13 protein-coding genes are annotated in these 14,661 nt (G+C 68.1%); 9 read left to right on the forward strand and 4 right to left on the reverse strand.

Features of this window, described 5'->3' with window-relative positions:
• Positions 1–524: 524 nt before the first annotated feature.
• From AB0N66_RS10390 to AB0N66_RS10405, 4 genes are all read left to right on the forward strand, one after another.
• Positions 525–3,362: a carbohydrate-binding protein gene (locus AB0N66_RS10390; protein ID WP_365431079.1), complete on the forward strand. Its 2,838-nt coding sequence runs from the start codon at positions 525–527 to the stop codon at positions 3,360–3,362.
• A gap of 2 nt (positions 3,363–3,364) precedes the next feature.
• Positions 3,365–5,527, forward strand: a complete 2,163-nt coding sequence (locus tag AB0N66_RS10395) for a ThuA domain-containing protein (protein ID WP_365431081.1) — start codon at positions 3,365–3,367, stop codon at positions 5,525–5,527.
• A gap of 232 nt (positions 5,528–5,759) precedes the next feature.
• The gene (locus AB0N66_RS10400; RefSeq protein WP_365431083.1) at positions 5,760–6,752 is read left to right on the forward strand and encodes an ROK family transcriptional regulator; all 993 of its coding nucleotides are present in this window, start codon (positions 5,760–5,762) and stop codon (positions 6,750–6,752) included.
• Positions 6,728–6,910 (forward strand): hypothetical protein, encoded by a 183-nt coding sequence (locus AB0N66_RS10405; protein ID WP_365431085.1) that lies wholly within the window; start codon positions 6,728–6,730, stop codon positions 6,908–6,910. Before AB0N66_RS10400 ends, AB0N66_RS10405 begins: the two co-directional genes overlap by 25 nt.
• Before the next feature lie 63 nt (positions 6,911–6,973).
• Here AB0N66_RS10405 and AB0N66_RS10410 read toward each other — a convergent pair whose 3' ends face one another.
• Together AB0N66_RS10410 and AB0N66_RS10415 are read right to left on the reverse strand one after the other, a co-directional pair.
• Positions 6,974–9,739 carry a carbohydrate-binding protein gene (locus tag AB0N66_RS10410; protein ID WP_365431087.1) on the reverse strand — a complete coding sequence of 922 codons (2,766 nt, stop codon included), beginning with the start codon at positions 9,737–9,739 and terminating at the stop codon, positions 6,974–6,976.
• A gap of 229 nt (positions 9,740–9,968) precedes the next feature.
• The gene (locus AB0N66_RS10415; protein WP_365431722.1) at positions 9,969–10,280 is read right to left on the reverse strand and encodes a sigma factor-like helix-turn-helix DNA-binding protein; all 312 of its coding nucleotides are present in this window, start codon (positions 10,278–10,280) and stop codon (positions 9,969–9,971) included.
• Positions 10,281–10,711: 431 nt separating this feature from the next.
• Here AB0N66_RS10415 and AB0N66_RS10420 point away from each other — a divergent pair, with 431 nt between their 5' ends.
• Positions 10,712–10,939 carry a hypothetical protein gene (locus AB0N66_RS10420; protein WP_365431089.1) on the forward strand — a complete coding sequence of 76 codons (228 nt, stop codon included), beginning with the start codon at positions 10,712–10,714 and terminating at the stop codon, positions 10,937–10,939.
• A 115-nt stretch (positions 10,940–11,054) separates the two neighbouring features.
• Here AB0N66_RS10420 and AB0N66_RS10425 read toward each other — a convergent pair whose 3' ends face one another.
• Positions 11,055–11,549 carry an Asp23/Gls24 family envelope stress response protein gene (locus tag AB0N66_RS10425; RefSeq protein WP_365431091.1) on the reverse strand — a complete coding sequence of 165 codons (495 nt, stop codon included), beginning with the start codon at positions 11,547–11,549 and terminating at the stop codon, positions 11,055–11,057.
• A 440-nt stretch (positions 11,550–11,989) separates the two neighbouring features.
• Here AB0N66_RS10425 and AB0N66_RS10430 point away from each other — a divergent pair, with 440 nt between their 5' ends.
• The 4 genes from AB0N66_RS10430 to AB0N66_RS10445 all read left to right on the forward strand — a co-directional run bounded on the left by AB0N66_RS10430 (position 11,990) and on the right by AB0N66_RS10445 (position 14,291).
• On the forward strand, positions 11,990–12,415 hold the full coding sequence (locus AB0N66_RS10430) for an STAS domain-containing protein (protein WP_365431093.1): 426 nt from the start codon (positions 11,990–11,992) through the stop codon (positions 12,413–12,415).
• Entirely contained in the window at positions 12,415–12,738 is a 324-nt protein-coding gene (locus AB0N66_RS10435) for a hypothetical protein (protein ID WP_365431095.1), read from the forward strand. Before AB0N66_RS10430 ends, AB0N66_RS10435 begins: the two co-directional genes overlap by 1 nt.
• On the forward strand, positions 12,735–13,496 hold the full coding sequence (locus AB0N66_RS10440; RefSeq protein ID WP_365431097.1) for a GAF and ANTAR domain-containing protein: 762 nt from the start codon (positions 12,735–12,737) through the stop codon (positions 13,494–13,496). The genes AB0N66_RS10435 and AB0N66_RS10440 overlap by 4 nt, the downstream gene beginning before the upstream one ends.
• 78 nt (positions 13,497–13,574) lie before the next feature.
• Positions 13,575–14,291: a GAF and ANTAR domain-containing protein gene (locus AB0N66_RS10445; RefSeq protein WP_365431099.1), complete on the forward strand. Its 717-nt coding sequence runs from the start codon at positions 13,575–13,577 to the stop codon at positions 14,289–14,291.
• 19 nt (positions 14,292–14,310) lie between these two features.
• Here AB0N66_RS10445 and AB0N66_RS10450 read toward each other — a convergent pair whose 3' ends face one another.
• Positions 14,311–14,598 (reverse strand): hypothetical protein, encoded by a 288-nt coding sequence (locus AB0N66_RS10450; RefSeq protein ID WP_365431101.1) that lies wholly within the window; start codon positions 14,596–14,598, stop codon positions 14,311–14,313.
• Between the last annotated feature and the right edge of the window lie 63 nt (positions 14,599–14,661).

Consider the following 14,661-nt stretch of genomic DNA (forward strand, 5'->3'; position numbering starts at 1 on the left):
GCCGCGCGCATGCGCGCCAAAACCATCGAACTCGAGTCACCTGTCGATCGTCACCCACCGCCGATGCCATCGCGCAGCTGATCCTCGACGCCGCCGCCCACACGGCCCGGACGCCTAGCTCGGCCACCAGCCACGAGGTACGGGGCTGCTGAGGCCGCAGCATCTCTCATGAAAGTCCATCGCTTTTATTTACGTCAAGAGACGTGCGCCGTAGAGTGCCGCGAGGTGCGAGGACGACGGGACGAAACGGTCGATCACTCGCGGCACGGCGGTGCACAGCCCGCTACTTGAGGTGCGTAAGTCCAGAAGATGGACATACGGGACGGAGTTTTGACAGGCGCTTGACAAACTCGGCGCGCTTCGCGAGCATGCAAAACATCTGCAGATTGCTGCAAATATCGGATTGCAGCACGCAATTGCTGATCGCTGCCTCCAATTCGCATCCCAGTACGGCTGATGCACGCGGCAAGCGCGGCCGGAACGCGCCCATGCCTGACAACCCGCACGTCAGGAAGGAACCCCCCATGTCTCGGCGCCCTCGCGCAGGGCTGAGAATGCTCACTGCGCTCGCACTCATCCTGGCCGGAGCCGCCACGGCTGCGCCCGCGGCCACGGCGTTACCGGCGGATCTCCCGCCGGCCGACTACCAGCAGGTACAACTCGCCTCGGGAGCAGCCGAGATGGGCGAGCCGATGTCGCTGACCGTGCTCCCCGACCGGTCCGTCCTGCATACCGCACGCGACGGCACGATCCGCTACACCGACGCCGCGGGCAACACCAAGCAGGCCGCCAAGCTGAACGTCTACACGCATGACGAGGAGGGTCTGCAAGGCATCGCCGCCGACCCCGGATTCGCCTCCAACCGGTACGTCTACGTGTACTACTCGCCCACGCTCAGCACCCCCGCGGGCGACGCCCCGGCCACCGGAACCGCCGCCGACTTCGAGCCCTGGAAGGGGCACCTGAACCTGTCGCGGTTCACGCTGAAGACCGACGGCACCCTCGACACGGCCAGCGAGAAGGTCGTCCTGGAAGTCGCCAACGACCGCGGGCAGTGCTGCCACGTCGGCGGCGACATCGACTTCGACGCGGCCGGGAACCTCTACCTGACCACGGGCGACGACACCAACCCGTTCGACTCCTCCGGCTACGCGCCGCTCGACGAACGCACCGACCGCAACCCGCAGTTCGACGCGCAGCGCAGCTCCGGCAACACCAACGACCTGCGCGGCAAGCTGCTCCGTATCAAGCCGACCGCCGACGGCGGCTACACCGTGCCGACCGGCAACCTCTTCGCACCCGGCACCGCGAACACCCGCCCCGAGATCTACGCGATGGGCTTCCGCAACCCGTTCCGCATGTCCGTCGACCGCGCCACCGGAGTCGTCTACCTCGGCGACTACGGCCCCGACGCGGGCACCACCGACGCGAGCCGCGGCCCCGGCGGCCAGGTCGAGTTCGACCGCGTCACCGCGCCGGGCAACTTCGGCTGGCCGTACTGCACCGGCACCAACACCACCGGTGAGACGTACAACGAGTACACCTTCCCGAGCGGCCCCTCCGGCGCCAAGTACGACTGCGCGAGCGGTCCGGCCAACAACTCCTTCCGCAACACCGGCCAGGCCCAACTGCCTCCGGCAAAGCCGAGTTGGATCAAGTACGGGCTCGATGGCTCGCCTCCCGAGTTCGGCACCGGGTCCGAGTCACCCATGGGCGGCGATGTCTACCGCTACGACCCGAACCTGAACTCATCGGTCAAGTTCCCGGAGTCCCTCGACGGCCGGTTCTTCGCCGCCGAGTACGGACGACAGTGGATCAAGGCCATCGAGGTCAAGAGCGACGGTTCGTACGGCACGATCGAGGACGTTCCGTGGGACGGCACCCAGGTCATCGACAGCGACTTCGGACCCGACGGCGCGCTGTACGTCCTGGACTACGGGACCGGGAGCGGCAACCAGGGCCTGTACCGCATCGAGTACATCGCGGGCAGCAACCGCAACCCGGTCGCCCAGGCGTCCGCCGACAAAACCTCCGGCGGGCTGCCGCTGACCGTGCAGTTCTCCTCGCAGGGCAGCTCCGACCCCGAGGGCCAACAGCTCACCTATTCCTGGGACTTCGGTGACGGTTCTACGTCCACCCAGGCCAACCCCAGCCACACGTACACCGCCGCGGGCACCTATCAGCCCACCCTCACCGTCGAGGACCCCGAGGGCCTCACCGGCACCGCCAGCCTGGTGGTGACCGCCGGCAACACCGCTCCGACGGTCACGCTGCAACAGCCCCTGGACGGGCAGCTGTTCTCCTTCGGTGACACCGTCCCCTTCCAGATCCAGGTCAGTGACCCCGAGGACGGCACGATCGACTGCTCCAAGGTGAAGCTCACCTATCTCCTCGGCCACGACAGCCACACCCACGCCATCACCTCGACCACCGGCTGCACGGGCACCCTCACCGTCCCCGCCGACGGCGAACACGACAGCGCCGCCAACCTTTACGGAGTCTTCGACGCGGAGTACACCGACTCCGGCGGTCTGACCACACACTCCACGCGCACCTTGCAACCCCGGCACCGCCAGGCCGAGCACTTCTCCGCCCAGTCGGGCATCCAGGTCGCCGGGCACGGCCCGGCCGAGGGCGGCAACACGGTCGGCTTCACCGACGACGGCGACTGGATCTCCTTCGAGCCGTACGCGCTGAACGGGGCCAACCGCTTCTCCGCCCGCGTCGCCTCCAACGGGGCCGGCGGCACCGTCGAGATCCGCGCGGGATCCACGACCGGGACGCTGCTCGGCAGCGTGACCGTACCGGTGACCGGCGGCTGGGAGACGTACACGGACGTCTCGACCTCGCTGTCCGCGGTCCCGTCCGGCAGCACCGAACTGTTCCTCGTGTTCCACGGTCCCACCGGCCAGGGGAACCTCTTCGACATCGACGCGTTCACCTTCAGCACCAGCACCCCCACCAACACGACGTGGGAGGGCGAGTCCTACAGCTCCGGATCCGGCGTGCAGGCCGCCGCGCACACGCCGGCCAGTGGCGGACAGACGCTCGGCTATATCGAGAACGGCGACTGGGCCGGGTACGCCTCCGTACCCACCGCGGGCGCCTCGACGTTCTCCGCCAAGGTCTCCTCGGCCGCCGCGGGCGGCACCATCCAGGTCCGCTCCGGTTCACAGACCGGGGCGGTGCTCGGTTCGGTGACCGTACCGGCGACCGGCGGCTGGGAGACCTTCACCACCGTGACCACAACCCTCAACGGCACCGGAACCGGGCCGCTGTTCCTCACCTTCACCGGCGGCGGCGGATACCTCTTCGACATCGACACCTTCACGCTCGGCGCCTCGGCGCGGAAGGGGCGTTGACCATGACCCGTCTGACACGGCGGTTGCGCCGCGGCCCGGCGCTCCTCGCCATGGCACTGACCTGCGCGCTGCTGACCCCCTTCGGCCAGGCTCAGGCAGCCTCCGACCGACAGGCCGCGCCCTTCGACGTCCTCGTGTTCTCCAAGACCGCCGGATTCCGGCACGACGCGATCCCGGCCGGCATCAGCACCCTTCAAGACCTGGGCCAGCAGAACGACTTCACCGTCACCGCCACCGAGGACGCCGGCGCCTTCACCACCGCCAACCTGTCCGGCTACGAGGCGGTGGTCTTCCTCAACACCACCGGCGACGTCCTCGACGCCTCCCAGCAGACCGCCTTCGAGTCCTACGTCGACTCCGGCGGCGGCTACTTCGGGGTACACGCGGCCGCCGACACCGAGTACGACTGGCCCTATTACGGCCAGCTCGTCGGCGCCTACTTCCAGAGCCACCCCGCGATCCAACAGGCCACGGTCAAGAACGAGGACCGGAGCCATCCGGCGACCGCGCACCTGGGCGCCACCTGGACGCGCACCGACGAGCTGTACAACTACCGCACGAATCCGCGCCCCAACGTCCGCGTCCTGCAGACCCTGGACGAAACCACCTACAGCGGCGGCGAGATGGGCGCCGACCACCCCATCACCTGGTGCCACAGCCAGGGTGCGGGCCGCTCCTTCTACACCGGCCTCGGCCACACGATCGAGTCCTACAGCGACCCGGCCTTCCGTTCCCTGCTGCTCGGCGCCGTGCGTTACACGGCCGGTCAGGTCGCGGCCGACTGCTCCGCGGCGCCCAGTACCGGACCGGTCGAGGCCGAGTCCTTCACATCGGGCTCCGGCGTACAGGCCGCGGGCCACGCACCGGCCAGTGGCGGCCAGACCCTGGGCTACATCGACAACGGCGACTGGGCCGGATACGCCTCCGTACCCACCGCGGGCGCCTCGTCCTTCTCCGCCAAGGTCTCCTCAGCGGGCGCGGGCGGCACCATCGAGATCCGTTCCGGCTCGGCCACCGGCACGCTGCTCGGCTCGGTGACAGTGCCGGTGACCGGCGGCTGGGAGACCTTCACGACGGTCTCGACAACACTCACCGCCACCGCCTCCGGCCCACTGTTCCTGAGATTCACCGGCGGGAGCGGATCCCTCTTCGACATCGACACCTTCACCCTGGGCACCGAGCCCGCCTCCAGTGAACTGTCCCCGGACGTGCACCTCTTCTACTACCCCTGGTACGGCAGCCCCGCCGTCAACGGCAGCTGGCGACACTGGCAGCAGGGCGGCCGCACACCGCCCGAGGACGTCGGCGCCGACTTCTACCCTGCTCTGGGTCCCTACGACTCCGCCGACTACGCGGGCGCCGTGGCACAGCACATGAAGTGGGTCGCCCAGTCCGGTGCCGGAGTCATCGTCTACAGCTGGTGGGGCCAGGGCGGTTACGAGGATCAGCTCGCCCGGGGTGTGCTTGACGCTGCGCAGAAGGAAGGCGTCAAGGTGGCCTGGCACCTGGAGCCGTACGCCGGCCGCACCGCGGCTTCGACCGTCGCCGACATCGAGTACATCAACAGCACCTACGGCAGCCATCCGGCCTTCTATCGCTCCGCCGAGCACGGTGACAAGGGGGCGTACTACGTCTTCCAGAGCCTGAACATCACCGACTGGGCGGCGCTCGACCAGGTCACGGGCACCAGCATCGTGCTCGCGCAGACCACCGACACCACCAAGATCGCGCACTTCTCCGGCCTCTACACCTACGACGGCATCGCGGGCGCCACCGCTCCCGGCTGGAAGCAGGCCGGCGACTACGCCCGCGCGAACAACCTGATCTGGGCCCCGTCCGTCGCTCCCGGTTACCTCGACGACCGGGCGGTGCCGGGCAACACGACACCCACCGTCGAGCGGGCCGACGGAGCGGCGTACGACAGGCAGTGGTCCAACGCCCTCGACCCCGCGATCGGCGGCTCGCCGACCTGGGTGTCGGTCACCTCCTTCAACGAATGGCACGAAGGGAGTTCGATCGAACCGGCCGACTCCACCCCGCCCGCGGGCCAGGGCTATCTGACGTACGACGGCGCCTACGGCCTGACCGGCGAGGCGGCACAGACGGCCTACCTGGACCGCACCGCGTACTGGGTGGACCGCTTCCGGACAGTGCTGCGCGACTGAGACGGGAGCGCCTCTTGGGCAGGGGCGTTCCGGGCAGGGCGCCCGACCCGGCATGGGCCGGGATCGGGCGTCCTGCCACATTCCTGGCCACTGAGCTCGGCTGTTGTCGTCAGCCTCCATCGATCTGATGTACGGCCGGTGGGGTGGCCCTCGCCGAGCATCCGCGCCCTCGGGAGAACGAGTCGTGAGGACGAGTCACACGTCGACAAGACGCGGCACCAATCTGCCGCGGATGGGCGACTTCAATGAGTCGGTCGTTCTGGACGCCCTCCGCCGTCATCCGCAGGGCCTGAGCCGGGTCGAACTGGCCCAGACCACCGGCCTGTCGGCGCAGACCGTCTCCAACATCTGCCGCCGACTCCTCGACCAGGGGCTCACCCAGGATTCGAGCGAGCAGTTCACCGGCGCCGGTGGCAAGCCGCGCACCCTGCTGCGCCTCGTGCCCGGAGCCGGATACGCGCTCGGGGTGCACCTGGATCCCGCTGTCCTCACCTACGTGCTGCTCGACCTGCTGGGCACGGTCGTGGCCCAGCACAGCGAACCCACGCCCCTGGGCACGGACGCCGAGCAGGTCACGGACGGGGTGGCCGCGTCGATCCGGACCCTGACCGATGGGTCAGGGGTCGACACCGGCCGGATCCTGGGCCTGGGCATCGCCGCGCCGGGACCACTCGACCTGGACCATGGGCTGGTCGTCGACCCGCCCGAACTGCCGGGCTGGGGCAGCGTTCCGCTGCGCGCGCGACTCGCCGCCGAGACCGGATTCCCCTCGCTGCTCGACAAGGACGGCATCGCCGCCTCGGTGGCCGAGCGGTGGGTCGGCGCGGCGGCCGGCAGCCGCAACTTCCTCTTCTTCTACCTGGGCACCGGATCCGGCATGGGCCTGGTGGTCGACGACACGGTGCTGCGGGGAGCCTCCGGCAACGCCGGCGAGGTCGGCGGCCTTGGCGCCGCGTGTTCCACCCGCGCCCTGGTCGACGAGGCCATTCAGATGGGTGCGCTGGGCCACGAGTTCACGCCCACCGGTCCGCAGGACGCCCGGCTCGCCCTGGCCGAACTCGCCCACCGGGCGCGCGCCGGTGAGCAGCCGGCCACCGGTGTGGTGCAGCGGTGGGCGATCCGCATCGGCCGGGGTGTCTGCGCCGCGGCCACCCTGCTCGACGCCGACACCATCGTGTTCGGCGGCCGTTGTGGCCGCAGATGGCCGAGCCGTTCCTCGCCGTGATCGAGCCGATGGTCACCTCGTCCCCGTTCGTGAAGGCGGTCCATCCCACGACGGTGACGTCCACCTGTATTGGCGAGCACGTCGCGGCGGTCGGCGCCGCCTGCCTCGTACTCGATCGCACCCTCTCGGCGCAGCCGGGGAGCCTCCTGCTGCACTGACGCAGCGTCAGGAACACGAACAGCGGGCACGTTGGCCCGCCGTTCGGTCGTCAGGGCGCGGGTTCAGTTGGTGATGAGGTCGAACGACTCCCAGAGACCTATCGCGGTGCGATTGGCGATCAGTGGCGAGGTGCCGGTGTTGTCGGCGCAGACGTACATGCCGTTCGCCTGTGCTTTGAGGCTGATCGTGCCGTTGGAGTTCTTGACCTCCTGGAAGGTCTCCCAAGGGCCGATCGCATCGCGGTTGGCGATCAGTGGTGCGGCACCCGCGTTCTCGGCGGTGACGTACCTGCCGTTCGCCCGCGACTTGAGGGCGATGTTCCCGCTGCCTAGGTCCACCCGGTCGAACGCCTCCGCGCTGCCCACGGCCGTGCGGTTGGCGATCAGCGGCGAGGCGCCCGCGTCGGCGGCGGAGACGTACAGGTAGTTGGCGCGCGAGAGCAGGCTGACCGTGCCGGACGGGACTGTCGAGGTCCGCAGGCCCAGGGTGGAGGCGGTGCCGCTGAGGGTCTTCGCGTCCTGGTTGGCGGTGCCGGTCAGCTGGGTCGAGGTGTACGAGGACAGCGGTTTGGCGGTGCGCTCGACCACGTAGACCGTGTTGGCGGTTGTGGCGAAGGTGATCTCGGCGCCGGAACCGGTGGTGAGGATCGCACCGTCCGACACCCGGCGGACCCGCACCTGCTGACCGCTCCACGGGTTGACGACCGTCGCCTGCTTGCCGTACAGGCTCTTCACCCCTACGTACTTGACCTCGCCGGCCTCACGCTCGGAGCTGACCTGGAAGCCGTCCTTGGCCAGCAGCGTGAACTTGCCGACGAAGGACGAATCGGCGGGCACGGCCGGGAACACCCGGATCTTGCCGTTGTAACTCTGCAGGAGCGACTCGTTCAGCGCCGTCAGGTGCACGCCGAGGTATTCGAAGACGCCGTTGGTGTTGTTGGTCATGCCGTTGGGGTAGTTCTGGTACTTCTGCAGCATGGTCTTCATGCCCTGGTAGGCCTGGTCGCCCAGGCCCAGCCGGGCGGCCTGCACGGCGTCGTTGGACCACACGTTGCCGTAGGGGAAAGGCCGCTGGTTCCAGGTGTTGACCGCCGTCTGGTAATCCGGGGAGCCGATGCCGGTCAGGTCGTAGGGCCAGATCAGCTCGGCCGAGACGTTCTCGTTGTTCCTGGTCTGCGAGATGGGCGGCTGGTGCGGCTGGTAGACGCCGCCCGAGACGACGTACGGCGTCAGGTGGTCGAGCACGTTCTGCCAGGTCGCGCGCAGCCCCGCGTCGACACCGAGTTGCTGGCTGACCTGGATCGCCAGCGGGAACATGCTGCGTACGGCGGCCAGGTCCGTGATCGCGTCCTGGACATTCCAGTACGTCTCATGGGAGTTGGAGTTGGTCATGTGGTATGTGCCGGTGGCGGCGTCACGCGTCAGCATGGCCGAGTAGAACTTGGCGGTCTCCCGCATGAACGGATAGGCCACGTTCTGCAGGTAGTTGGCGTCATTGGTGTACCGATAGCGCGTGTACATGCTGTAGGCGGCTTCATAGCCGGTGGACAGGACGTTCTTGGTGTAGTCGCTGTTGATCGTGCCGCGCGCGTTGCCGTCCCAGCCCATGGTCTCCGGCACCCACAGGCCGTCCACGCCGTAGCGCGTCTGGGTGTACGACTTCAGCGCGTTGTAGTTGCGGTTGTAGAGGTTGTTGTGCCGGTCGATGAGGTCGGTGTGGTTGGAGGCGAAGAACGACAGGTAGACGTCTCTCTGATTCCAGTACCAATAGGCGTTGCTCCACTTGCTGTTGTCCTGTGTCACCCGCAAGACGCCGTTGATGAAATGGGACGGATAGTTGCCGAAACCGCCCGCCGCGATCATGTAGGTCGACAGGTAGTAGACGTTCTCCAGATAGTCGGCGTCACCGGACAGGCCCGAATACTGCACGAACGACTTGGCCCAGAACGCGTGCCACCAGTTCTTGTAGTTGGTCAACGTGGTGCTGTAACCGGTGGACTTGACCGAGCTCAGCTGACTGCGCGCCTGGGCCACCGAGTCGCGGTTCGGCGCGTTGATCCGGCTCGATGCCGTGAACCAGATCGTGTAGCTGGAGGTGGGGGTGATGGTCACCCGCACCGTCCGTGAGTCGACCACCTGCGTGGTGAACGCGGCGCCCTCCACGGTGGCCGCCAGCGTGTAGCCGAACCCGTTCGGGTCCGCCTGACCGCGGCTCAGCCCGGCGACGCTCGCGTCGGCGAAGGTGGAGATCGTCTTCCAGGTGTTCAGGTCGGGCACGTCGGCGATGTTGGTGACAGTGGCCGGGTCCCACATGCTCAGGTTGAAGGAGACGCTGGACACCCCGCTGCGCGAGTCGTCCACATGGATGCCCATCACCTCCGAGTTGGGCGACCCCATGACGGTCACGGTCCGGTTGGCGTCGTACTTGGTCACCTGCGTGCCGTCGTACAGCGACAGGCGCTGCTGGTAGGTGGAGTACCCGGTGTCCATCGCAGGGCTGGTCGTGAGATTCGCCAGCCCGGCCGCGTACGCCGACTGCTCGGACAGGTCGACCCCGGACGTCTGCATCGTCAGGCCGTTCTGGCTCCAAGCCATCGCGCCGGTACGGCCGTTGCCCACGGGCAGGCCGTACGCGGGGTTGGTGTTGGGCCTGTTGTAGACGATGTCGTGCTTGGCCAGATAGCTCGCGTAGTCGACGTTCAGCGCACCGCTCGTCTGATTGAACGCGGCATCCGTCGTCGAGGCGAGCGCCGGAGTGGCGGTCCCACCGGCCAGCAGCCCCGCAAGAAGCGCCAGCAGCGGTAGGGACCGCAGGAGTCTCATCACCATGAACATCCTTTCCTGGGCTGAATGCGGCGTGCCGAAGTACATAAATTCCGGCAAGGGGAAAAGGTGACCTTGTCGCGCTTGTCATGCCCAGTTAACAAGGGGTCTTTTTTCCACGTCAAGGGTCTTGTTGAGAATCCATAAACCGGGGTGGGTCGGGCTGTCAGGACTGCGGTCGGAAATGCCTAATTGGAAAATAAGGAGCCTGACAAACGGCATGCTGTTTTCCAGGTCAGTGAATGAGTTCACGCTCGACGTCACCGGAGGAATTCCCGCGTGGGCACCCCGACGTTCCGTCAGCAGCGCGCCGAGGTGTCCGGTCCCGGGCGGGGGCGAGCATCTCCCGGGCCGCGATGCGGCTGGCCCGAACCCGCCGCCCGGCATCTGCGTGCGGAGCATCCGCCGTAGCGGCAAGGGCAGCCGCGAGCTTGGCCCGCCCCCGGCTCAGCCGGCTGCGCACCGTACCGACCGGATCCCCACAGGCATCCGCAATCTGCTCGTACGACGTGGCCCCGGTGGCGAAGTGACGCAACACCAAAGGCATACGCAACACCGGCGAGAGCTCCTCCAGAGCCTCCCAGACCCAGTCCCGCAGCGCATTCTGCTCAAGCCACTGCTCCGGACCCACAGGCCGAACCCGACTCCCGCGCCTACCGGACGCTGCAACTGCTCAAAGTCATCGGCACCCAGCGCATGGACGTCGCCACCTGATCCACGTTCCGTCCACTCCTCTCCGGGCGTGACGAGCCGATGATCGGGCCGCAGAGCCGAGTCGCTGAGAGCACTGCGTCGAGTCGGGACACGGCACCTGGCTCTTCGGCGTCGGCCTCCACTCGCGACCCAGTGTCGCTGCGTCGCTGTCGGTTCAAGCGTGGGAGTCGTACGACTGATCGGCGTCGTCCCGGGAACCCGGCGGACAGCGGCGCAGCCACCGGGATCACGTGTGGTTCGCCGTCCATCAACAGGAGTACACAGATGCTGGCATTCGTGGCGGCCGCGCTCTTCCTCATCGCCTTCCTCATCCACGCAACCGAGACGTCGACCGAGGCGATCTTCAGCTCGACGAGTCTCATGCTCGTCGGACTTGCCTTCCTCGCCGCGCACTCGGCCGGCGTGGGGTCAGGCTGGTCCGCCCGGGGAAGCTCCACGCGGCGAAGCTCCACACGGGGAAGCTCCACACGGCGAACCGGGAGCCGACGCTGAGCAGAGCGATGCGTTCCGTCCTCGCGCCGACGGATCGGAGCCGTCCCCAATCACCCACCAGCCGGGCCGAGTTGCGCCCGGACCAGGCGAACAGCACTTCCAGCAGGGCGAGGCTCTAGTGCACCCGGTCCTCGCCGGTCTCCGGCGTGTCCTCGTCCGGCAGGTGCACGTCGTTGACGGCGATGTTCACCTCGACGACTTCCAGGCCGGTCATCCGTTCCACCGCCGCGATCACGTTCTCGCGGACCTCCGCGGCGACGTCGGCGATGCTGGTTCCGTACTCGACGACGACCTGGAGGTCGATGGCGGTCTGCTTCTCACCGACCTCGGCCTTGACGCCGGGCCCCACGCCCGCGTGCCCGCCCGGGACCCGGTCGCGCACGGCGCCCATGGTGCGGGTGAATCCGCCGCCCAGGGCGTGGATTCCGGGGACCTCCCGTACGGCGATCCCGGCGATCTTCTCCACCACCCCGTCCGCGATGGTCGTCCTGCCACGCGTCCCCGGCGGTTCCTGAGGCCCGGTCCGTGCGGGCTGCAGCATCGTGCCTACGCCGACGCTCGGCTCACCGGGATCGGACTCCCGCAGGGTTGAACCGTTCGGCTCCGTCATGCGAAGCCACCTCCTCGGGCAGGTGACGGACTGCCATACCTGAGCGGCTGTCGGCCGCCGCGTTGGTGCAGCAGGCTCAAGTGCCCTGCAGGACACCGGAATATACGCGCGGTACCACGTTTTGGCGCCGTCCACATCCTGGGATGGGCGGCTTCTGGCCGCCTATCCCACCGGGCGACGACTATGCTGCTATACGGACGTCCCAGACCCCGGCGGCTTTGTCGATGCTCGACACAGATGGCGCAGGGAGTGGACCTTTTGTCCGTGACTCAGCGCATCCTGAGGAAACTGGATGGGTCACTGTCCTGACACACAGGCCGGCGGACCGGCCATCGCTTCCTCTCCGCCGAACGTACGCCCCTGCCGACAGCGCGCCAAGAGGAGCCGGGATTCCGGCACCACGGCGTCGGCTGCCGGGCGGTCTTCAGAACCGAGGCGTCATGCCCCTCCCACAGCTCACCCTCTACCGCCACGACCGAAGGAACCGGGCCCTGATCACCCTGGCCGGTGAGATCGACCTGGAATCGGCGCCGCTGGTGCGCACAGCGCTGGAACGATGCCTGCACGACGGTATCCGCACCATCGACGTCGACCTCGCCCCCGTCACCTTCTGTGACTGCAGCGGCCTCAACGCCTTCCTCCAGACCGCACAGCTGGCCGCCGAAGCCGGCGGGACCCTGCGACTGCACTACCCGCCACCGATGCTGGCTCTGCTACTCGACCTCACCGGCTCCGGGTTCCTCCTCCTTGGCCTCCCGTTCGAGCCCCCGGCACCTCCTCTCGGGGACGCCCCGGCCGCGACTCGGCCGGCCCCGCCGCATCGGCATGTTCCGCTCGTGCCTGTCCTCTCGGGCGATGTGCGGTGATGGCCGGACCAGGGCAGGGGCAACCGCGCAAGCCCCGTGGCGGCGCGTCGTCCGGTGTGGCCGCGGTGCGGTTGCGCCGGGTGAACCGCCGGCGGGCAGAGAGCCTGGGCGGGAAGCTGGCGGATCTCTACGGGGAAACCCGGGAGACGTCCGACGGTGAGGCACACCGCAGCCGACAGGACTTCCTGAACCGTCTCACCGCCGACATCCGGCGGCCGGCCGACCCCACCCTGTTCCGTGCGCTGGTATTGCCCCTCGGAGAACGAACCGCCGCGAGGCTGACGGGACTTGCCCGCGAGGCCTGGACCCGGTGGCCCGGTTGAGGTCCGACAGCCGGTCGGCCAGGATCCAGGTGCTGGTCGCCGAGCAGGCGGCCCTGCGTGGTGCCCGGGTCGGCGTGGTGGACGTGTGCACCGCTGCCGTGGCCGCGCTGCCGGTCGGCGGAGCCGGGCTGTCCGCGATGTCCAGGACCTCGACGAGCCATCCGTTGTGCAGCACCGACGCCATCAGCGAGCAACTGGAAGAGCTACAGCTCACGCTGGGCGAAGGACCGTGCGTGGACGCCTTCGCCCACGGCTCGGCCGTCCTGACGACCGATCTGCTGACCGGCGCATTGCAGGACCGCTGGAGTGTGTTCGCCGATGCGGCTTTGGGAGCCGGAGCACGCGCCGTCTTCGCCCTCCCCCTGCAGATCGGGGCGATCAGCCCGGGAGTTCTCGACCTGTACGCCAACGTGCCGACCATGCTGAGCGCGGAGGAACTGGCCGACGCCATGGCCTTCGCCGATCTCGCGACGCTGCTCCTGCTCGACGCGCGGATCGACGCGACGGGAGCGACGGCCGGCGGGCCGGTCCCGGACCGCGACTTCGAAGACCTGGGCGGCTACCGGGCGGAGATCGACCAGGCCACCGGCATGCTGACGGCCCAACTCGGCGTCGGCATCGACGAAGCCTTCGTCCGGCTCCGCGCCTACGCCTACATGCAGGGACGCCGACTCGCCGAGGTGGCCGCCGACGTGGTGGCCCGTCGGCTCCGCTTCTCCCCGGACTCGAAGCCGGACCAGGCGGACGAGGAGACTTGATGCGCCGGTGCCATCCGATGAACGTGCCGTATGTCCCGCCCATTTCCGGCGGAAAGAGTCCCAATCGAGGGTGTCACGATGAATCAGCAGCTCCTGGCCAAGACCTTCGTCGAGCTGGCGGACAACCTGGTCGCCGACTTCGACCTGATCGACTTCCTGCGCCTGCTCACCGACCGCTGCGTCGGCATGCTCGATGCGAGCGCGGCCGGGGTGCTGCTCGCCGACCGGGACGGCAAACTCCGCGTCATGGCCGCCTCCGAGGAACAGGTACGCCTCCTTGAGCTCTTCCAGCTCCAGAACGACGAAGGCCCCTGCCTCGAATGCTTCAACACCGGCACACCAATGATCGTCCCCGACCTGACCCGGGAGATCGACCGCTGGCCGCGCTTCGTCACAGCGGCCCACCGAAGCGGTTTCGGGGCGGTCCAGGCCCTGCCCATGCGTCTGCGGGACGAGACCGTCGGCGCCCTGAACCTCTTCCACACCGCCCCCGGCCCCTTCGACCCGGCGGACACACTCATCGCCCAGGCCCTGGCCGACGTCGCCACCATCAGCCTGCTACAGCAACGCTCCAACCAACGCAGCACGGTCCTCAACGAGCAGTTGCAGACGGCGCTGAACAGCCGCGTACTGATCGAACAGGCCAAGGGCAAACTCGCCGAGCGCCAGAACATCGACATGGAACAGGCCTTCACCGCACTACGCGGCTACGCCCGAGCCCACAACCGCCGCCTGTCCGACCTGGCCCGCGCCTTCATCGACAACTCCGAACCCCTGCCAGGCCTGGTGTCCTGACAGCGTCGGCACAGGGGCGCTAGGAGCGGCCTACCCGCCCGGCCACCGCGTGACCGATCAGCAGGTAGACGACTGCGGGCAGACCGTAGTTGACCACGGTGCGCCAGTTGTCCGAGTCGATGGAGAACAGGTTGTGCGACCAGCCCGAGAGCCAGTTCGCCGCGTCGTGGACCCACGAGACCGTACCGTTGGCCGTGTTGGCGTCGAACAGGTAGAAGGCGATCCACAGGATCAGGATCAGTGCAGTGATGTCCGCGATGATGAGGATGACCGTCCCCGCGGGGTTTCCGCCGTAGCGTCTCGACATGTCCACCGACTAGCCCCGCCAGACGAGTTGAAACCTCGGCGGCTCAACAACTGGCGCCATGTC

The organism is Streptomyces sp. NPDC093544 (assembly GCF_040683495.1).
GTDB lineage: Bacteria > Actinomycetota > Actinomycetes > Streptomycetales > Streptomycetaceae > Streptomyces.